Genomic DNA, 20,944 nt, shown 5'->3' with positions numbered 1-20,944 from the left:
GGCCGCGCGGACGTCCGCCGGCGCGCCGACCCGCCGCACCGCAACGGGTTGACGCGCACCTGTGCGGGCCGCCCGCGGGACGGGCGCCGGACCGCCCGGGACGGGCCCGGCCGGGCGGGGCCGTGGCACGCGGTAGTCTCGACAGGTGCCGAAACTGTCCGACGTCATCGCCGTGCTCGAAGAGATCTACCCCCCGCAGTGGGCGGAGTCCTGGGACGCGGTGGGCCTGGTCTGCGGCGACCCCGAGGCCGAGGTGGGCCGGGTGCTGTTCGCCGTCGACCCCGTGCAGGCCGTCGTGGACGAGGCCGTCGAGTGGGGCGCCGACCTGCTGGTCACCCACCACCCGCTCTACCTGCGCGGCACCACCACGGTCGCCGCGACCGGCTTCAAGGGCCGGGTGGTGCACACCCTGATCAAGCACGACATCGCGCTGCACGTCGCGCACACCAACGCCGACCACGCCGACCCGGGCGTCTCCGACGCCCTCGCCGAGGCCGTCGGACTGAAGGTCACCGGCCCGCTGGTGGCCGACCCGACCGACCCGGCGGGCCGCCGCGGCAGCGGCCGGATCGGCGAACTCCCGGAGCCGATGACGCTGAGCGCGTTCGCCGCCCGGGTCGCCGCCGGACTGCCCGCCACCGCCGCGGGCGTGCGCGCCGCCGGAGACCCGGAGCGGCCGGTGCGCCGGGTCGCGGTCTGCGGCGGCTCCGGCGACTCCTTCCTCGCCGAGGCCCGCAGGGCCGGCGTGGACGCCTACCTCACCGCGGACCTGCGCCACCACCCCGCGTCCGAGGCCACCGAGGCGGCGCCGGTCGCCCTGGTCGACGCGGCGCACTGGGCCACCGAGTGGCCCTGGCTCACCCTCGCCGCCCGCGAGCTCACCAGCCGCACGGCCGACCGCGATCGGCAGCTGGAGACCCGCGTCTCCACCCGGGTCACCGACCCGTGGACGGCGCACGCGCCGATGCCGTACACCCCCTGACACCCCGTCGAACCAACACAGGAGCCATCCCGCGTGAACGCCGCGCCCGCCGACCAGATCCGCCTGCTCGACCTGCAGGCCATCGACTCCCGCCTCGACCAGCTGGCCCACCGGCGCCGCAGCCTGCCCGAGCACGCCGAGATCGACAAGGCCACCGCCGACCACACCGCCCTCAAGGACCTGGTGGTCGCCGCCCAGGCCCAGCTCGGCGACACCACCCGCGAGCAGGCCAAGGCCGAGGCGGACGTCGAGCAGGTCCGCAGCCGGGCCGCCCGCAACCAGCAGCGGATGGACTCCGGCGCGGTCACCTCGCCGAAGGACCTGGAGAACCTCCAGCACGAGAACGCCTCGCTGGCCAAGCGCCAGGGCGACCTGGAGGACGTCGTCCTGGAGGTGATGGAGCGCCTGGAGTCCGCGCAGACCCGGGTCACCGAGCTGACCGCCCGCCTGGAGCACTCCGCCGTGGTGGTCGCCGAGGCCGAGGGCCGCCGCGACGCCAAGTTCGCCGAGATCGACGCCGAGGCGGAGAAGGTCCGCCGCGACCGCGAGGCCGTCGCCAACGTGATCCCCGCCGACCTGATGAAGGCCTACCTGCGCCTGCGCGAGCAGCAGGGCGGCGTCGGCGCGGCCCGCCTGTACCAGCGCCGCTGCGAGGGCTGCCGCACCGAGTTCTCGATCACCGAGTTCAACGCGATCAAGGCCGAGCCCGCGGACAAGGTGCTGCGCTGCGAGAACTGCGGCCGGATCCTGGTCCGCACCGGCGAGTCGGGCGTCTGACCCGGTGGCCGGAGCCCAGTTCATCGTCCAGGCCGACGGCGGCTCCCGGGGCAACCCGGGGCCGGCCGGCTACGGTGCGGTCGTCCTCGACGCCCGCACCGGCGAGATCCTGGCCGAGGCCGCCGAGTACATCGGCCGCGCCACCAACAACGTCGCCGAGTACAAGGGCCTGATCGCCGGACTCCGGGCGGCCCGCGACCTGGACCCGGACGCCCGGATCCTGGTCGAGATGGACTCCAAGCTGGTCGTCGAGCAGATGTCCGGGCGCTGGAAGATCAAGCACCCGGACATGCAGCCGCTCGCCGCCGAGGCCCGCGGCATCGCCCCGCGCGGCAGCGTCGAGTACAAGTGGATCCCGCGGGAGAAGAACAAGGAGGCGGACCGGCTCGCCAACGAGGCGATGGACGCCGGCAAGCAGGGCCGCCAGTGGGAGCCCAGGCCCCGCGCCGCCGCCCCGGCCGCCGCCCCGCGGTGGACGAGCCGCTGCCCGCCGCCCCCGCCCCCGGGCCGGCTGGGCCGGGCCCGCCGACCTCGGCACCCCCACCACGCTGGTGATGCTGCGGCACGGCGAGACCCCGCTCACCCCGCACAAACGGTTCTCCGGCAGCACCGGCAGCGACCCGGGCCTGTCCGAGAAGGGCGTCTGGCAGGCCGAGCGGGCCGCCGAGGCGCTCGCCGCGCGCGGCACCGTGCAGGCCGTGGTCTCCTCGCCGATGCTGCGCTGCCGGCAGACCGCGGAGGCCGTCGCCCGCCGGCTCGGCCTGGAGGTGCGGATCGAGGAGGGCCTGCGGGAGCTGGACTTCGGCGCCTGGGAGGGCCTCACCTTCGCCGAGGTGATGGAGCGTCACCCCGACGACCTGAACGCCTTCCTGGGCTCCGCCAAGGCCAAGCCCACCGGCAGCGCCGAGTCGCTCACCACCCTCGCCCACCGGTCCGGGCAGGCCCGCGACAAGATCCTCGCCCGCTACCCCGGCAAGACCGTCCTGGTGGTCTCGCACGTCAGCCCGATCAAGACGCTGGTGCGACTCGCCCTCGGCGCCCCGCCGGACGCCGTGCACCGGATGGAACTGTCCGCGGCCTCGCTGTGCGCCGTCCAGTACTACGGCGACGGCAACGCGTCGCTGCGCCTGCTGAACGACACCGCGCACCTGCGCTGAGCCCGCCGTCGTGGTGACGGACCGTCAGTGCACGTCCGTCACCACGACGTCCAGCTGCCACGGCTTGCGGGCCGCGCCCCGCGCGGAGACCTCCACCCGGTAGCCCAGCTGCCGGAGCGCGTCCACCAGCTCGCCCGGGCCGGCCGGCTCCAGGCCGCCGACCAGCAGGTCGCGCACCAGGCGGCCCTTGGTCGCCTTGTTGAAGTGGCTGACCACGGAACGCTTCAGCACCCCGTCCACCTCGCGCTCCTGCAGCACCCGCACCGTCACCGTCCGGCCCGCGAGCTCCCCGGCCGGCTTCCACGCCGCCGCGTACGCCGAGCTGCGCAGGTCCAGCACCAGGCTGTCCGCCACCTCCGGGAGCACCCCGTCCATCTCCGCCCGCCAGTACGGGCCGAGCGCGCCCAGCGGCGGCAGCTTCACGCCCATCGCGCAGCGGTACGGCGGGATCCGGTCGCCGATCCGCACCGCGCCCCACAGGCCGGAGAACACCAGCAGCGACCGCTCGGCACGGGCGTACGCCGCGGCGTCCAGCTTCGCCAGGCCCAGGCTGTCGAACAGCACCCCGGTGTACACCTCGCCGGCCGGCCGTGCCCCCGCCGTCAGCAGCCCCGCGTTCTTGGCCACCTCCCCGCGCAGGCCCTTGCTCAGCCCCAGCACCTCGGCGGCCCGCTCCTCGTCCCCCGAGCACAGCTCCACCAGCGCCCGCAGCGCCTTCTCCCGCGCCCCGGTCAGCCCCGCCAGCGACAGCCCCGCCACCTCCACCGGAACCCCGGCCTCCGGCGCGGCCTTCCCCTCCGACGGCGGCAGCAGAACCAGCACGACGACACCTCTCGACGACCCACAGCAGACCCCGTCAACCCTAACGACCTGCGCGGGCGCAACCGGAATCCGGCCCGCTACCGCCCCTTCGCGGCGACCGCCGCCGCGCCCGTGCCCAGGGCCAGGCAGAGGGGGGCGTACAGGCGGCGGTCCAGGCGGACGAAGGCGGGGGAGCGCCGGGCGAAGGCCACCGGACCGGCCAGGCCGCGGGCCAGCAGGACGCCGGCCACGGCTGCGGCGCCGGCGGTGCGGAGCCGGCGCGGGCCGACCGGGGGCAGCACCCCGCCGCGCGACCCGACCAGGCCGGCGGCGGCGCCGAGCAGCCCGGCCACCCCCAGGCAGGCCCCCGCGGACGGCAGTTGCTCCGGGCCGACGCCGACCACCAGCTCGGCGAAGCGCTCGCGGTCCCGGCACGGCCAGGGAGAACGGGCCCACACCAGGTGCAGCGCGCCCACTGCGGCCAGCGTCCCGGCCACGGCCGCCGCCGTGACCCGCACCCCGCGCCCGACCTCGTCCGGGGCGGCGTCCGCGCCCGCGGCCGCCCGTCCCCGCAGCACCGGCACCGCGGCGCCGCGCCCTGCCGGATGTCCGCCCGCTCGGTCACGGCGCGCCCCTTCCCACGTCAATCCCCGTGCGCCACAACCGGCTTCACCGGCCGGTCCGACGCGCCAACCACGCTACTGCGTCTTACGCTGCGTCCATGCCGCGCCGACACCTCAGCGTCCGGGCCGCCCAGACCGCCAGGATCAACACCGAACTCGCCGACCTCAGAAGCCGCTTGGAGATCCGCACCGACTGGCCGCCGGAGGTGCTCGCGGAGGCCGACCGGGCCGCCTCGCTGCCCCGGCTGCCGGAGTCCGACGCGACCGACCTCGACCTGTTCACGCTCGACCCGCCGGACTCCCGCGACCTCGACCAGGCCATGCACCTCTCCCGCCGCCCCGGCGGCTACCGGGTGCACTACGCGATCGCCGACGTCGCCGCGTACGTCTCCCCGGGCGGCGCGATCGACACCGAGGCGGGCCGCCGCGTCCAGACGCTGTACTTCCCGGACGGCAACGTGCCGCTGCACCCCGCCCGGCTGTCCGAGGGCGCGGCCAGCCTGCTGCCCGGCGAGCTGCGGCCCGCCCTGCTCTGGCAGCTCGACCTGGACGCCGACGGCGGGCTGGTGCTGGCCGACCTGCGCCGGGCCCGGGTGCGCTCGCGCCGCCGGCTGGACTACGCGACCGTCCAGGACCGGATCGACGCCGGCGCCGCGGACGGGCAGCTCACCCTGCTCGCCGAGATCGGCCGGCTCCGCGAGGCGCAGGAGCAGGCCCGCGGCGGCGTCAGCCTGCCGATCCCCGAGCAGGAGGTGGTGGCGGCCAACGGCGGCTACCGGCTCGCCTACCGCGCCCCCCGGCCCGCCGACGGCTGGAACGCGCAGATCTCGCTGCTGACCGGCATGGCCGCCGCCGAACTGATGCTGGACGCCGGGATCGGCCTGCTGCGCACCCTGCCCGCCGCCCGGAGCCGGCCTACGCGCGGCTGCGCCGGGTCGCCGCCGCACTCGGCGTGCCCTGGCCGGACGGCCTGCCCTACCCGCAGCTGATCCGCTCCCTCGACCCGGCCCGGACCGCCGACGCCGCGTTCCTGAACGAGTGCACCGGCCTGCTGCGCGGCGCGGGCTACCACGCCTTCGACACCGCCCGCGGCACCGCCCCGCCGGCCGACCCGGGCCACGCCGCGCTGGCCGCCCCCTACACCCACTGCACGGCGCCGCTGCGCCGGCTCGGCGACCGGTACGCGCTGGAGATCTGCCTGGCGGTGGCCGGCGGCGCCGACGTCCCGGCCTGGGTGCGGGACACGCTGCCGCTGGTGCCCGGCCTGATGGAGAGCGGCGACCGCCGGGCGCACGAGGTGGAGCGCGCCTGCGTCGACCTGGTGGAGACCGAGCTGCTGCGCGGCCGGGAGGGCGAGGAGTTCCCGGCGGTGGTGGTCGACGTGGACGAGCGCCGGCCCACCGTCGGCACGGTGCAGCTGCGCGAGCCCGCGGTGGTGGCGAAGTGCGACGCGGCGGACCGGCTGCCGCTGGGCCGCCGGGTCACCGTCCGGCTGACCCTCGCGGACCCGGTGACGCGGACGGTCCGGTTCGCGCTGGTGCCGGACGCGTGAGGTGCCGTGGGGGCGGGCGGGCCCTCGGGGGAGGGCGGGAGCCGGTGCGATGATCGGAGGATGAGCCGATCGATCGCCGTGCCCGACCGCCGCCACCGGCTGATCGTCCTGGCCATCTGCTGCCTGAGCCTGTTCATCGTCGGCCTGGACAACACCGTGGTGAACATCGCGCTGCCCGCGATCCAGCACGACCTGGGCGCGCCCGCCTCCGGCCTGCAGTGGGTGATCGACGCCTACACGCTGGTGCTGGCCTCGCTGCTGATGCTGTCCGGCTCGATCGCCGACCGGATCGGCCGCAAGCGGGTGTTCCAGACCGGGCTGCTGCTGTTCGTGCTCGGCTCGCTGCTGTGCAGCCTGGCCCCGGGCCTGGGCTGGCTGATCGCGTTCCGCGCGGTGCAGGCGGTCGGCGGGTCGATGCTCAACCCGGTGGCGATGTCGATCATCACCAACACCTTCACCGACCGGAAGGAACGGGCGCAGGCGATCGGCGTGTGGGGCGGCGTGGTCGGCATCAGCATGGCGCTCGGGCCGCTGATCGGCGGCTTCCTGGTGGACGCCGCGGGCTGGCCGTCGATCTTCCTGATCAACATCCCGGTCGGGCTGGCGGCCTGCCTGCTGACGGTCCGTCACGTCCCCGAGTCGCGGGCGCCCCGGGCCCGCCGGCTCGACCCGGTCGGCCAGGTGCTGATGGTGCTGCTGCTGGGCTGCGGCACCGCGGCGATCATCGAGGGCCCCGGCCACGGCTGGACCTCGCCGCTGATCCTGGCGCTGGCCGCGGTCGCGCTGGCCGCACTGCTGGCGTTCCCGTTCTGGGAGCGGCGGGTGGCGGAGCCGCTGGTCGATCCACGGTTCTTCCGCAGCGCCCCGTTCACCGGCGCCACCGTGACGGCGGTGTGCGCGTTCGCCGCGCTCGGCGGCTTCCTGTTCCTGAACACCCTGTACCTGCAGAACGTGCGCCACTACAGCCCGGTGGCGGCCGGCCTGTGGACGCTCCCGATGGCCGGGCTGACGCTGCTGGCCGCGCCGCTGTCCGGCCGGATCGTCGGCAGCCGCGGCCCGCGCCTGCCGCTGCTGGCCGCCGGTGCGGCGATCGCCGCCAGCGGGGTGCTGCTGACCCGGCTGACGGCGGACTCCCCGGCCCTCCTGCTGCTGCCCGCGTACGCGCTGTTCGGTCTGGGCTTCGGCCTGGTGAACGCGCCGATCACCAACTCGGCGGTCTCCGGCATGCCGCTCGCCCAGGCCGGGGTGGCCGCCGCGGTCGCCTCCACCAGCCGGCAGGTCGGCCAGTCGCTGGGCGTCGCCGTGATCGGCACGGTGGTCACCGGCGCGGTCGCCCGGGCCGGCGGCTTCGCGCCCGCCACGCACGCCGGCTGGTGGATCGTCACCGGCCTGGGCCTGACCGTGTTCCTGCTCGGCCTGGTCACCACCACCCCGTGGGCGGCCGGTACGGCGGCCCGGGTGGCGGCCCGTTTCGACCACGCGCAGGGCGGCGTACGGGGAGCGTCCGCGGAGCGGCTACCATGACCAGTACGGCGGACGAGCCGGCCGGGCGGTCGCGTCGGGTCCCTTCGGGGCCCGCCGAGGAACGTCCGGGCTCCACAGAGCAGGGTGGTGGGTAACGCCCACCCGGGGTGACCCGCGGGACAGTGCCACAGAAAGCAGACCGCCCACCGCTTCGGCGGAGGGTAAGGGTGAAACGGTGGTGTAAGAGACCACCAGCGACCGAGGTGACTCGGCCGGCTAGGTAAACCCCACTCGGAGCAAGGTCAAGATCGACACCCTCGGGTGTCGTGCGCGAATGTTCGAGGGCTGCTCGCCCGAGTTCGCGGGTGGACCGCACGAGGCTGTCGGCAACGGCAGCCCTAGATGGATGGCCGTCTCCCCGGGCCGCGCAAGCGACCCGGGTGACAGAACCCGGCGTACAGGCCGGCTCCATCCGCCGTACCAGGGGCTTTGCCCCCGGAAGGGCCTCTGACCTGTGTCGGAGGCCCTTTCCGATCTTTCAGGGGCTTGCCGTGGTAGGCGGCAAAACGTCCCTCGAAAGTCCCTCAGACAGAGCTGAAAGTCCCTGAAAAGTCCCTGGGATGCGTACCCGATGGAGGCCGCTTGAGCAGGTGGCCTGAAGGGGCTGACGGCCTCCGCCGAGGCCCGGTGGCTGATGCGTTGGTCGTCCGAGGGGACCGAGGGGCCTCACCGACGTCGGGCCAGTGCGGTGGAAACCGCTGAGGTGGTGGATGGACGGCCGTGACTCTGGCCTCCTCTCCGAAGCTAGGTGATCGCCGGGTCGGCACAGGCTCCTGGATGAGGCGTGGCCCACGCAGTTGCGCTTGCCGCAGTTGCGGGCGTCATGAAGCACCATTTCGTGGATGTCGGTGCCCTCGTCTAGCGTGGCTGCCAGACTTGTGACCGTGAGATCACTGCGACGAACGATGGAAGCGAGGCGTGGGTGGCAAGGCTGACCCTGCCCCAGTTGGAACGGCACCTGTACGCGGCGGCGGACATCCTTCGAGGAAAGATGGATGCCTCCGAGTTCAAGGAGTACATCTTTGGCATGCTGTTCCTGAAGCGTGCCTCGGATCAGTTCGACGAGCTGCGTGAACGGGTCATCGCTGACCAGCTGAAGGCGGGCAAGCCGCCGGAGGCCGCCGAGAAGAACGCAGAGATGCCTCACCACTATGCGCGCGGTCAGTTCTACGTGCCTGAGGAAGCGCGCTGGCGCACGATCGTCGACAGGTCTCGCAACTCGGATGTGAAGGTTGCCGAGACCCTGAACGTGGCGATGGGTGCGCTCTCGGAAGCGAACAGTCCGGCACTGGACGACGTCCTGGAGCACATCGACTTCAGCCGCAAGGTCGGCCAAGCATCGTTGAGTAACGTCAAGCTCCAGCAGCTTGTCGACCACTTCGGCCGTTACCGACTGCGAAATGAAGACTTCGAGTTCCCGGACCTGCTTGGGCACGCATACGAGTACTTGATCGGAGAGTTTGCAGACTCGGCCGGCAAGAAGGGCGGCGAGTTCTACACCCCCCGGGCTGTGGTGCGCATGATGGTACGCCTGGTCAAACCGGACGAAGAGATGTCGGTTTATGACCCTTGCTGTGGATCGGGCGGCATGCTGATCCTTGCCAAGGAGTACGTCGAAGATCATGGACATGACGCCGCCACGCTTGATCTCGCCGGGCAGGAGTACAACGGCGGAGTCTGGGCGATGGCGAAGATGAACATGATCCTTCATGGGATCGCCGACGCTGATCTGCGTAACGATGACACTCTCTCTGCTCCCGCACATGAGCAGGACGGTGAACTCATCCGGTTTGACCGGGTGCTGACCAACCCGCCATTCTCGCTGAACTACGCGCGTAAGGGGATGGTGCACCAGGAGCGGATGAAGTACGGCTGGTGTCCGGAGTCAGGAAAAAAGGCCGACCTGATGTTCATCCAGCACGTTCTTGCCGTCCTGGAACCTGACGGAATTGGCGCCTCGGTTATGCCACATGGAGTGCTATTTCGTGGCGGCGAGGAGAAGAAGATCCGCCGAGGCTTCATCGAGGAGAACCGCCTTGATGCTGTGATCGGCCTGCCCCCTAACCTCTTCTACGGAACTGGCATCCCGGCATGCATCCTAGTTGTACGCGGATCGAATGGGGTTCCAGAGGGTCAGCGTAACGGGGTCCTATTCATCAATGCTGACAGGGAGTTCACTCCCGGTCGAGCGCAGAACTACCTTGACCCGCAGCACGCAGAGAAGATTGTTGCTGCTTTCCAGGAGCGTCGTGATATCCCGGGATTCGCCCGAGTGGTGTCACTGGCAGAGCTGGAGAAGAATGACTTCAACCTCAACATTCGTCGCTACGTCGACAATACTCCGCCTTCCGAGCCGCAGGATGTGCGTGCGCACCTGCATGGCGGTGTGCCGATGTCGGAGGTTGCTGCGAAGATCGAACAGTTCGCGGCATACGGTCTCGATCCATCGACGCTCTTTGTCGAGATGGGTAGTGACTACTACGCGTTCCCGGCTGACGGTTACGAGGCTGCTGCTGCCCGTATCCCAGAATTGGTGGCCGAGCGCGAGCGTGAGGTTGCTGATGCCTACGAAACATGGTGGGCAAAGCACGAATACCGACTCGTCGAACTCCCGCTCACCAAGAAGCTCACGAATACCCGAGAGGAGCTCTTGGATTCCTTTGTCTCAGCGCTCGAACCTCTCGGCGTCCTAGATCGGCATCAACTCGCTGGTGCTGTGGCTGCATGGTGGTACGACTCACAGCATGACTTGAAGAGTCTGTCTGCTAATGGGTTCCGTGCCGTGGTCGACCGGTGGGTGGCTAACATTGAGTCGGCCTTCGATGAGCCTGAAGATGCTGACGCAAAGACCCTCACCCGGCTTCGCAGCGATCAGCGGCGTGCCCGAGATCACCGCCTGGTGCCTGTCCTAATCCCCTCCTATGTCGAGGCTCTGGAGAGCTCAGAGCTGCGAGCCGCAGAGCTGGACGTACGCATCAAGGCTGCGACTGCCAAGAAGTCAGCGGACGACGGTGAGGAAGAGAGCGACGATGCCGAGGAGGTGCTGAGTCCGGCGGAGCTGCGTCGACTTAAAGCCGAACTCAAACAAGCCAAGGCAAACGTAAAGGAACTTCGCGCGACCTTTGTTGCTGAGCTGAAGTGTGCCGCTGACATGCTTTCTGATGTCGAGACCCGTAATTATGTTCTCCAGTTCCTCAGTGAGGACCTGCACACTCGCTTGACTCGGTTCTTGCTTGCCGGCCGCCGATCTCTCATCGACGCCTACAGAACTTGGGGCGACAAGTATGCGGTAACTTTGGCAGATCTTGAGGCTCAGCGAGCCGCTGCCGCAGCGCAGCTTTCTGAGTACCTTGAGGAGCTCGGCTATGCGTGAGCAAGAATGGCCCACAAGACGGCTTGGCGACGTTGCCGAGTGGATGTCCGGAGGGACCCCCTCAACAGATGATCCAGCTTACTGGGATGGAAGTATCCCATGGATCAGTGCAGCGAGCCTAAAGGACTTCAATATCGAGGATTCAGCCCGGCGGTTGACCGAGCTTGGCGCTCGCAGCGGTACTCGACTAGTACCGCCGGGAACGACCATTTTCGTTGTACGTGGAATGAGTCTCAAGTCAGAACTTCGAGTCGGAGTTACAGGCAGGACTGTCGCATTCGGTCAAGACTGCAAAGCGCTGATTCCACATGAAGGGATTGATCCGCGCTACCTCGGATGGGCTGTGAAAGCAGCCGAGCCGGACATCTTGAAGCTGGTCGATGAGGCCAGCCATGGGACCGGTCGACTTGAAACGAAGCTTGTGGCGGACTATCGAATTGGCGTTCCGTCGATCTTCGAGCAGCAGCGGATTGCGGACATCATCGACTCGATCGACCGGCAAATCGCCGGGACTCGCAAACTAGTTGCCAAACTTGAGCAGCTGCGCATCAGCACAATGCTTGAACTTCTTTCCCCTGAACGCTGGCCTGTGCGGCGCATCAACGAACTCTTGGCCGATGTGGACCCGGCTATGCGCAGCGGTCCGTTTGGCAGCTCCCTACTCAAAGAGGATCTGGTGGAGTCTGGAACTCCACTCTTGGGGATTGACAACGTTCAGGTCGAACGGTTTGTTGGCGATTTCACAAGGTTCGTAACGGCTGAAAAGTTTCGTGAGCTCCGGCGCTATCAGGTTCGCCCCAATGACCTAATGATCACAATCATGGGAACGGTTGGGCGCTGCTGCGTGGTTCCAGAGTGGATTGGTCAAGCGCTGTCGTCGAAGCACACGTGGACGATTAGCCTCGATCCGGCGCGCTATCGGCCGCTGCTGGCGTGTATGCAGATCAACTATGCGCCGTGGGTCCTGGACCATCTCGGTCAGGATGTCCAAGGGGGAATTATGTCCTCCATTCGATCTGAGACATTGCGGAGCTTGCCGCTTTCCGCTCCGCCGCTAGAAGAGCAGATTGCGATGGAGCGATCGCTAATTGGATGGCAGGATTCGATTGACGTTGAGAAGCGTCACCTGGCGGAGCTCGGTAGGATAAAGCAGGGCCTGATGGATGATCTTTTCGTGGGGCGAGTCCGCGTGCCTGGTGGGACCTGCCAGTAGGGGGAATTATGTCGGAGTCGGGATACGAGTTCGTGCTGGTCGAGTCGCCGCTGATCGGGCAGCTTGAAGGGATGGGATGGCGGCACCAGCGCGGAGGGCCGGCGGGGCCTATGGAGCCGACGGACCCGAATGCGTCCCTTCGTTCCTCGTTCTCTGAGCCCCTGCTCCTTGGTATCCTGCGCAAGCAGCTGAGAAAGCTGAACCTTGACCCTGCGGGCAACGAGTGGCTGGACGATGAGCGCATCGGACAGGCAATTGGCGCGTTAACCCGACTTGGGGCGACCTCACTGCTTGAAGCGAACAGTGAGACGACTCAAGTGCTGTTGGACGGAACCGTTGTCGACGGCATTGAGGGGTGGGAAGGAGGCCGCGGTCAACGAGTTAGGTTTATTGACTTCACTGACCCCAATCGTAATGACTTCCTTGCGATTTCACAGTTCCGGCTTTACGTGCCTGGCACTAACCGGAAGAAATCGGTTGTTCCGGACATAGTGTTGTTTGTCAACGGCATCCCGCTGGTCGTTATTGAGTGCAAGAAGCCAACGTTCCATGGCGGGTCGACCGCCCAGGCGATCGAACAGTTGCGGCGCTACTCTAATCAGCGTGGCGCCGTGATGCCCGAGGGCAATGAGAAACTGTTTCACACTGCGCAGCTCACCGTGGCGACATGCGGGAATCAGGCTTTGCTGGGCACGTTCACCTCTGGCCCTGGCCACTATGCCGTCTGGCGCGACCCCTATCCGGTCACAAAGTCAGAGCTTGCGTCAATGCTGGGCAAGAGCGAGGCAGCGCTGAGGGAGCAGGAGGTCCTCGCAGCCGGGGTACTGCACCCCCACCGATTGCTTGACATCACGCGGAACTTCATGGTGTTCATGGAAGTCGACGTGGACAACGGTGGCAGCCGGCGTGTCAAGATCGCTCCCCGCTACCAGCAGTACCGGGCCGTGTGCAAGTCGGTCGAGCGTCTTCTCAGCGGCAAGACTCTCGCCGAGGATGGCGATAGCGATAGGCGCGGTGGGATCATCTGGCACACCCAGGGATCTGGGAAGTCGCTGACCATGGTGTTCCTGGTGCGTAAGATGCGGTCCACTCCTGGGCTTGGTCACTTCAAGGTCGTGTTGATCACTGATCGAACGCAGCTGCAGAAGCAGCTCTCAGAGACTGCGAAGCTGGCGGATGAGAAGCCCGATGTGATCAAGCGTTCCAAGGGCGTACCAGGGGTGCTCTCCCGCAAGGGCCCTGGGATGGTCTTCGTGATGATCCAGAAGCAGGTGGACGCTGCCAAGGCGAAGGCTTCTGGGGACACTCTCGCGCATGATCGATCGCCTGGATGGGACTTGCTCAACGATGATGAGTCGATCTTGATCCTGGTGGACGAGGCCCACCGGTCGCAGGGATCGGCGCTGCACCAGAACTTGATGGAGTCACTTCCGAACGCGGCGCGGATCGGTTTCACTGGCACGCCGATCATCATGCGGGAGAAGAACCGCACGACCAACATCTTCGGGCAGTTCATCGACAAGTACCGGCTGAAGGAAGCCGAGGAGGACGGGGCGATCGTCCCCATCGTTTACGAAGGCCGGATCGCCAAGGGTGCTATCGCTGAGGCCGAAGATCTTGAAGACGCGATCGCCCAGTACTTTCCGGAGCTCACAGACGAAGAGTACGACCAGCTGCAGGAGCGCTACGCGACCACCAGCGATGTGCTGGCCGCAGACAGCCTGGTACGCAAGAAGGCGCGAGACATGCTGGCTCACTATGTCTCCGGAGTGATGCCCAACGGGTTCAAGGCGCAAGTGGTTGCGCACACGCGGAGGGTGGCAGTCAGGTATCGCGATGCCCTGCTCGCGGCTCGCGCGGAGTTGGTGGCTGAGGCGGAGAAGCTTTCGGAAGCACTCCTTGAGAAGGCGCCGGAGGAGCTCAAGGGCCGCCAGGCCGTGCAGGTAGCGGCACGTCGCAAGCTGGACCTGCTGAAGACGATTGACTTCGTGCCTGTGATCTCTGAGGGTCAGAATGACACTGAGGACCTCGCCACTTGGACGGATGGCGCAGGCCAGGAAGCTGCGATCGATCGATTCCGCAAGGCCTTCCCTGAGAGTCCCTCTGAGAGTGACAAGCCGATCGCGTTCCTTATCGTGCGCACGATGCTGCTGACCGGATTCGACGCTCCGATCGAGCAGGCGATGTACCTCGACCGACGGATCAAGGAGGCAGAGCTCCTCCAAGCGGTGGCACGTGTGAACAGGGTGGCCGACCGCAAGGCCTGTGGGTTCGTGGTCGACTATGCCGGGGTCTCCAAGCATCTGCAGGCTGCGATGGAGGCGTACAGCGCCGACGACGCTGAGGGTAAGCCCATCGACTTCGCAGTCGAGATCGCGAAGTTGGAGCCGCGCCGTAACCGGCTCATGATGCTCTTCACAGACCGGGGAGTCTCTCCCGCAGACGACCCGCTCTCGATCGAAGCATGCGTGGAACTCCTGGCTGATGAGGATCTGCGCGACAAGTTCGAGGTCGCTCTCCGGAAGTTCCTTATGGCAGTGGAGACGGTGATGCCGCGTAGCGAGGCCAAGCCGTTCCTTGCGGACGTGCGACTCTTCGCGCTGGTAGCGAAGTGGACCAGGGCCCGCTACCGGGAGATGGCGGAGTTCGATCCCTCACTGTACGGCGAGAAGGTCCGCGAGTTGATCGACCGGCATGTCATCGCGCTGGGCGTCTCCCAGGTGATACCGCCGGCAGAGATCACGGCACAGGATTTCGCCCCGAAGGTCCAGGCCCTGCCAGGGGCGAAGGCACAGGCGTCGGAGATGCAGCACGCGATCCGCCATCACCTCGACGTTTACTTCAACCAAGATCCCGCCGAGTACGGGAAGCTCCGTGAACGCCTGGAGCAGATCTTGGCGGAGTATGCGGAACAGTGGGAGCAGCAAGTTCTGCTCTTCCAGGCGCTCGTGGACGAGGTCATCCAGGTGCACGAGTATGGATCAAACAGTGAGGACGCCACTCTCGGTAAGCTCAGCAAGCTGGAGCAGGCCCTGTATGGTGCCATTGTGGAAGAGGTCCTGACTGATGGCATCGTGCCGGATACAACCCGAGACCACTTCGTCAGCGTTGTCACGGAGATCGAGAGCCTCGCGTTTGACCGGACCCGCAAGAAGAACTTCTGGAACAACCAGGTCGCGCGGAGCGATTTCCAGAAGGCCATTGTCGGTGTCCTTGTCACTGCTGAGGTTGGCGAGTCTCATCACGCCGCGCACCTTGCGGACAAATTGTTCGAGATCGTGAGCCACCGTCGACATGAACTCCAGCGCACTCGGTAGGGCTGCCGCCCGCAGGGGTGACACACCCCCGCTCGAGTCAGGGCCGATGAACATCGGCGGCCTTGACATCAATGTCGTTGTCTCCGCCGAGAGGCGGGGCGTGCGACTGACCGTCGAGCGTGACGCGCGCGTCACTGCGGCGGTCCCAGCCGGCCTTGCCGCTGACCAACTGACGGAGCTGGTCAAGGGCCGCCGTCGTTGGATCTACTCCAAGCTCGAGGACCGGGCCGCCGCGGTTGCCAACCGGCCAGCGAAGAGATTCGCCACTGGGGAGGGTTTCACGTACCTCGGTCGGAGCTACCGACTCAGGTTTGTCGAAGCCGCGCCGGCGCCAGTGCAGTTGGTGCATGGCCGGTTTCAGGTTCGGCGTGACCGGCGGAGCTTTGCTGCCGACGATTTGATCGACTGGTATCGCAGCCATGGGCAAGCCTGGTTGCCTGAACGCGCTGCCCCGTGGGCACAGCGCCTCCGCGTACCGGTAGCCGAGCTTACGGTCCGTAGGCTCGGCTACCGATGGGGATCCTGTTCTCCTCGTGGCGTCGTGAATATCCACTGGGCAACGATGCAATTGCCGATTGCCTTGGTTGACTACGTGCTCGTTCATGAGCTTGCACATCTCCAGCACCATGACCATTCGGCCGCTTTTTGGTCTGTCGTCGAGCGAGCCATGCCCGACTATGAGGCTCGCCGCGCCCGTCTCGCCGATGTGGGCGCTCACCTATGGCTACCCGATAGTTAGGGCTAGCCCAACCAGCCAGCGGAACGGCAATGTCTCGGACAGCTAGTTCACATTGAGGGCAGGCCGGTCCGGGTGGAGCCAATTGTGGCCCGGTGGCCTGCCGTGTCGGTCTCATCAAGGCGGGTCCACCAGGCCGAGAGTGGATCACGTTCACGACCCAGCGAGAGCCCGCAACACTGTCCGAATGGGGATGCGTTCCTGCTCCAGGCGTAGGTGCGGTTTGTAGGTGCCCAGGCGTAGATCCCGCTCCACCTCAGCCTCGTCGAGGGTGAGGTGAGCCGGTTGCTCGGGCGTCTGAGTTTTCTCTTCGCCCCAGTGCGCCTTGTGGTCCAGCAGGGTACTGCGGTCCATGAGGAACGAACGGGTGTGAGGGAAGTGGCGCCGGACCTGGCTCAGGATGGCGAAGCCGTGGGTGTCGATGTCTCCCCAGTACCGGAGGTCGACGTTGGCGAGCCACGGCAGGTACCGCAGGAGGACGGCGGCGTAGCCGGAGCCGAGGATGGCGATCGCGCCGGGGACATCGGGCAGTGACAGGTAGGTGACTTCGTTTTCGAGGACGAAGACGGTGTGAACGCCTGAGGGCGGTGCGGTGAGCTCGCTGGCGCGGACGGTGATTTCGCTGAACGGGCCTGGCTGGTTGCCGAGGTAGCGCAGCCGTACGTATGGCGGCTTGGTGAGGAAGCCGTAGCGTGCGGCGAAGTCGCCTCTCGCGACGCCGGTGTGGATGCGGTCGGCTGGCAGGGTGTGGTCGAGGAGTTCACCGAGGATGCCCTTGTTGGTCTCGATGAACTTGGTGTCGACGCCGGGGACGTCGACCTGCCGGAGGTAGATCGGGCCAGTGGCATGGTTCCCGATCCAGCTCACGGTGTCGACGAGCTGCTGCCATTGGGCGTGGGCCTGGAGCGCCTTCATGGGGTTAGTGGTCATCCACTGGGCGAGGTCCGGGTCCTGCTGGAGAGTGCCGCTGTGGAGGGCGTGGAAGAGGTCGACCTGTGCGTTAACGTCGAGGACCGCCCAGAGGTCTTCGCGGGTGTCGACCCAGGCGCGGTCGGGGATGGTGTTCGCGGGGGTGTTGTTACGGCCTCCGACGGTCTTGGTCTGGATCCGCAGGTGGGGATGCCGGCCGGCTGCCCAGGACTCTGACCACGCCAGTGCCTGGCCGTAGTGCCGTGTGACGTCCGCCGCGGCTGGGCCCTTGAGTGGGATGCTGATGGGCTCGAAGGGGAGGCGCTGCGCGGCCGCGGTCAGGAACTGGCCGGCGGTCCACTTGCGGCGCAGCGCCGCGACGACCTGATCGGGGCGGGTCCACTGGGATGGGGTCACGACCGGCCCTCGGTGTGAGGGAGCGGCTGACGAGCTGCTGCCTGGCGCTCGCGGAACTCTTGGATGGTGAGAGTGGCCATGTGGGAGTGGACCTTGTCGGGCTTGTAGACGTACCCGACGCTACTGACGTGGGGTTCGATGACGTGCAGTTTCTGCAGCGGAGTGACCACGAGGAGCTGGAGCCCGAGGCGGTGGAAGAGGTCCAGGCCGAAGTGGGCGGCCTCGTCGTCGCCGCGCCCAAAGGCTTCGTCGATGACGACGAAGCGGAACGTCTTGGCTTTCTTGGCCTCGGGGTCGATCCGGAACTGGTAAGCGAGTGAGGCGGCCAGGATGGTGTAGGCGAGCTTCTCCTTCTGACCGCCGGACTTGCCCCCGGAGTCTGAGTAGACCTCGTACTCGGTGTCGTCGGCGCGGCTGTACTCGCTGGCGGAGAAGGTGAACCAGCGGCGGACGTCGGTGACACGGGCGGTCCACTCGGCGTCCTTGTCGCTCTGCCCGGAGCGGCCCTTGAACCGGTCGAGGAGACGCTTCACCTGCAGGAACTTCTCCTCGGTGTAGGCACCGTCGGTTTCGGTGGCCAGAGCGTCGCTGGTGCATTCGAGCAGTTCGCGCCGGAAGTCACGGATCTCGACGTTGGCGGTGGGGATGGCGTTGAGGCGAACGTACCGGCCTGGGTTGTAGTCGATGGCCGCCAGCGAGCCGTTGATGACACCGATGCGCTCGCCGATCTCCTGCTCCTGGGCGCGCAGGCGGGCCTGGAAGGAGGCGATGTCGCGGATGACGTTGGTGCGCAGGTACTGCCGGAACTGCTCCTCGAACCGGGGCAGGTCATCGCTGACCAGCTGACCGTGGAGCGCGCGGTAACCCTTCCCGGAGCCAAGGGTGTGGTCCAGGTCCTTTGCGTACTGCGGGAAGTCGGTGCGGAACGCGGCCATCTTCACGGTGGCCTGGCCAGTGGCACTCTGGAGGGCCCTGCCCTGGCTCTCGACCCCGCGGCTGAGCTTCGCGAACGCCTGGGTCTCGGCCGACTGCAGCAGGTCTAGGTGGTGCACGCCCAGGGCGGAAGCCGGCAGGAAGGCCGTCAGCGCCTGCTCGTGCTCCGCCACCGCGGCAAGCTCGGACTGCTCCAGGAACGCCGAAGTCTCCGCGAGCTGGAACTCCACCTTCTCGCTGTCGTGCCGGACACCGCCGAGCTCCTCCCGGCCGTTGTCAGCGGCTGCGCGGCTGCGCTTGATCTCGGCGTCGGTCGCGTCCAGATCAGCGGTGAGCTTGTCCAGGCCAGCCTCGGCCGCAAGAGCCTTCTTCTGCAGATCGGTCTTCTCAATCTCGCCGGAGGATTCCTGCCAGTCGAGCTCGCTGTACGAGCCGACGCTTGCGAGAAGTGTCAGAGCCTCGCCAATTCCGGCCCGGTCCGTCTGCTGCTGCTTGAGCGCCCGGGTGCGCGTCGTGATGGACGCGCTCTCCTTCGTCAGCTGCGCCGCCTTTACGAGAAGCGCATCCAGCTTGGCCTGGTTGGACCAGCCGAGCACCCAGGAGCTCCGGTCGTCGACACGGGACGTGTCGTTCTTTTCATGTCGGCCGCCCCCGCTCTTGACCAGGCCTTGCCGGGTCACCGCCGGGCGGGTGGAGCGAGTGAAGGCGTCAAGGTCGGTAGCGCACACGTAGTCGGCGCGGGTCCGAAGCTGCGCTGCGAGCCAGTCGCGTGCCCAACTGTCGTCCTTGAGTTCGAGCTTGCCCAGAAGTAGATCCCGGTCCGGCGGCAGCTCGGCGGCCTCGGCGCGGGCGGGCACCTTGAAGTACACCAGGCGCAATCCAAGATGCCGGCCGTTCACCCACGCCGACGCCTGCTCGTACTGGGCTTCGGGTACGAGGAGGGACAACGCAAAGCTGCGCAGGACGCGTTCGGCGGCGCCTGCCCACACGGCTTCATCGTCGCGAACCTGGATGAGCTCTCCTGCGAACGGCAGTTCGTCGACGGAAACATCCACAGCGGTCGCGAGGTTCTGCCGCAGCTCCAGAAGACGGGAGGGAATGCTGGAGCGCTGGCTCTGCAGGCTGGTGATCTCCCGGCGAAGTTCGTCGGATTCCTTGGTGTTGTTATGGCGGTCCACGGCGAGGGCGTCGAGTTCGTCGCGAGCACGTTGTTCCTGCTGCGTGACCTGCGCGCGGACCTCGGAGATCTGACCGGAACGCTCATAGAAGGACACCGCGTCGCTGACGGGATCCAGGCCGGCCTTGCCGAGCCAGCCCGTGTACCCGGCCGCCCGCTCGCGGCGCCGGTCACGCTCGCGGCGGAGATCCTCGATCCTGGCGTCCAAACGCACCAGTTTCTCCCCGCCGGCACCGTCGATACGGCGCCGCAGGATGTCAGCGGTCTCGCGGAGCTGCTCCAGCCGCGTCTCGCGGCCCTCCTGGAGTTCGGTGAGCTCCCGGAACCGTGCCCCCAGCTCCCTGCCGCGCCGGCTTAGGACGTGGTGGCGGTGCTGGGCGAAGAAGACTGGTAGGGCTTCACGGCGCCGCTGCAGCGTCTCGATCTCGCGCTGGATTCCGTCGCAGGTGTCGCACGCTTCCACGATCGGCCCGAGAGCCTCGATCATCGACTTCGCCCGGACGACCTCGTCATGGCTGGCCGTCAGCGCGTTGAAGTGCGCGACGATCTTGTCGACCTCGGCCTGCGCGTCGAACGGCTCGAGCATCCGCTCGCGGACGAACTCGTCGAGACTCCCCACGGCCTTCATCGACACCGTCTGGTGGAACAGATCCAGCGCCTGATCGCTGGGAATGCCGAGGCCGCGCCGCAGGGTCTTTCCGTACGGCGGGTAGGTGTTGTGGATCGTGGCGCCGCCGCGTCGCAGCCGCTGGCGCAGGTCGTTGATGTCGGTGCCGAAGTCGATGAAGTCCGCGCCGATGGACATCGGGGTGTCGGCGGTGACGTAGAAGCGGTCCGGCTGGCCGGTGTTGACGTCGGGCACCCAGAACACCTGGGCGAGTGTGACGTGGACACCGAGGGTGTAGTTGGTGAACACGCCCAGGATCACGCTGTGCGAGGAGGCACTGCGGAGAGCGACCGGACGGGTGCTGTTCGTCGCCTCGACGCGCTCGCTCTTGTAGTGGCCGAGTACGTAGGAGCGCAGGTTCCGCTCCTTCGACTCAGCACCGGCGGCCTTGTTGTAAGCGATCTTGTTGGCGGGGAGAAGCAGGGTGGTCATCGCGTCGACCAGCGTGGACTTACCCGACCCCACACCGCCGGTCAGCAGCGCGTTGCGGCCGTCGACGTCGAAGGCCCAGATGCTGCGGTGGAACGTACCCCAGTTCAGCACCTCCAGGCGGGCCAGCCTGAAGCCCGGGCCGACGCCGAGGGTGCTGTCACCCGGACCTGACTGTCGCGGGACGAGAGAGGTTCCAGGTGCGGTGATGCTCATTCGTCGTCCTCCGACGTGAGGGTGTCGCGGTAGGTCGCGAGCAGGTCGTTGAAGTCGCTGAGGACCTGGGCGTCGACGAGGGCCTTGATGTGTCGCCGCACGTCGTACAGGCCTGCCTGCTTGGTCTGGCGAAGCGCCTTG

General features: G+C 67.6%; 11 protein-coding genes, 1 other RNA gene and 2 pseudogenes. 10 read left to right on the top strand and 4 right to left on the bottom strand.

Features of this window, described 5'->3' with window-relative positions; all coding sequences use genetic code 11:
- Positions 1-145: 145 nt before the first annotated feature.
- From KCH_RS11260 to KCH_RS11250, 3 genes and pseudogenes are all read left to right on the top strand, one after another.
- Complete coding sequence (locus tag KCH_RS11260; protein ID WP_035862142.1) at positions 146-982, top strand: Nif3-like dinuclear metal center hexameric protein; 837 nt, start codon at positions 146-148, stop codon at positions 980-982.
- A gap of 33 nt (positions 983-1,015) precedes the next feature.
- The gene (locus tag KCH_RS11255) at positions 1,016-1,759 is read left to right on the top strand and encodes a zinc ribbon domain-containing protein (RefSeq protein WP_035862140.1); all 744 of its coding nucleotides are present in this window, start codon (positions 1,016-1,018) and stop codon (positions 1,757-1,759) included.
- Between the two features lie 4 nt (positions 1,760-1,763).
- A pseudogene (locus KCH_RS11250) lies at positions 1,764-2,916 on the top strand (bifunctional RNase H/acid phosphatase).
- A 24-nt stretch (positions 2,917-2,940) separates the two neighbouring features.
- On the opposite strand, the gene yaaA reads toward KCH_RS11250, so the two are convergent.
- Positions 2,941-3,738, bottom strand: a complete 798-nt coding sequence (gene yaaA, locus KCH_RS11245; RefSeq protein WP_035862129.1) for a peroxide stress protein YaaA — start codon at positions 3,736-3,738, stop codon at positions 2,941-2,943.
- Between the two features lie 77 nt (positions 3,739-3,815).
- On the bottom strand, positions 3,816-4,301 hold the full coding sequence (locus tag KCH_RS11240) for a DUF3995 domain-containing protein (protein WP_051652966.1): 486 nt from the start codon (positions 4,299-4,301) through the stop codon (positions 3,816-3,818).
- A 137-nt stretch (positions 4,302-4,438) separates the two neighbouring features.
- Between KCH_RS11240 and KCH_RS11235 the strand changes: the two are divergent.
- The 7 genes and pseudogenes from KCH_RS11235 (at position 4,439) to KCH_RS47165 (ending at position 16,058) form a co-directional block, all read left to right on the top strand.
- A pseudogene (locus KCH_RS11235) lies at positions 4,439-5,892 on the top strand (RNB domain-containing ribonuclease).
- Positions 5,893-5,952: 60 nt separating this feature from the next.
- Positions 5,953-7,416, top strand: a complete 1,464-nt coding sequence (locus KCH_RS11230) for an MFS transporter (protein WP_035862127.1) — start codon at positions 5,953-5,955, stop codon at positions 7,414-7,416.
- 13 nt (positions 7,417-7,429) lie between these two features.
- Positions 7,430-7,830: RNase P RNA component class A (gene rnpB / locus KCH_RS38420), an RNA gene on the top strand.
- Positions 7,831-8,338: 508 nt separating this feature from the next.
- On the top strand, positions 8,339-10,789 hold the full coding sequence (locus KCH_RS11225) for a type I restriction-modification system subunit M (RefSeq protein WP_035862124.1): 2,451 nt from the start codon (positions 8,339-8,341) through the stop codon (positions 10,787-10,789).
- Positions 10,782-12,002, top strand: a complete 1,221-nt coding sequence (locus tag KCH_RS11220; protein WP_084223469.1) for a restriction endonuclease subunit S — start codon at positions 10,782-10,784, stop codon at positions 12,000-12,002. The genes KCH_RS11225 and KCH_RS11220 overlap by 8 nt, the downstream gene beginning before the upstream one ends.
- 8 nt (positions 12,003-12,010) lie before the next feature.
- Positions 12,011-15,319, top strand: coding sequence for a type I restriction endonuclease subunit R (locus KCH_RS11215; RefSeq protein WP_051652964.1), 3,309 nt, complete (start codon positions 12,011-12,013; stop codon positions 15,317-15,319).
- Complete coding sequence (locus KCH_RS47165; protein ID WP_425268760.1) at positions 15,297-16,058, top strand: M48 family metallopeptidase; 762 nt, start codon at positions 15,297-15,299, stop codon at positions 16,056-16,058. Before KCH_RS11215 ends, KCH_RS47165 begins: the two co-directional genes overlap by 23 nt.
- A 150-nt stretch (positions 16,059-16,208) precedes the next feature.
- Here KCH_RS47165 and KCH_RS11210 read toward each other — a convergent pair whose 3' ends face one another.
- Both KCH_RS11210 and KCH_RS42445 read right to left on the bottom strand, forming a co-directional pair.
- On the bottom strand, positions 16,209-17,381 hold the full coding sequence (locus tag KCH_RS11210; RefSeq protein WP_035862118.1) for a Wadjet anti-phage system protein JetD domain-containing protein: 1,173 nt from the start codon (positions 17,379-17,381) through the stop codon (positions 16,209-16,211).
- Entirely contained in the window at positions 17,378-20,803 is a 3,426-nt protein-coding gene (locus KCH_RS42445) for an ATP-binding protein (RefSeq protein WP_051652963.1), read from the bottom strand. The genes KCH_RS11210 and KCH_RS42445 overlap by 4 nt, the downstream gene beginning before the upstream one ends.
- Positions 20,804-20,944: the final 141 nt, after the last annotated feature.

It is taken from the genome of Kitasatospora cheerisanensis KCTC 2395 (assembly GCF_000696185.1).
Taxonomy (GTDB): Bacteria; Actinomycetota; Actinomycetes; order Streptomycetales; family Streptomycetaceae; genus Kitasatospora; species Kitasatospora cheerisanensis.
The sequence above is the reverse complement of the archived record's forward strand: the minus strand, read 5'-3'. Positions and strand labels throughout refer to the sequence as shown.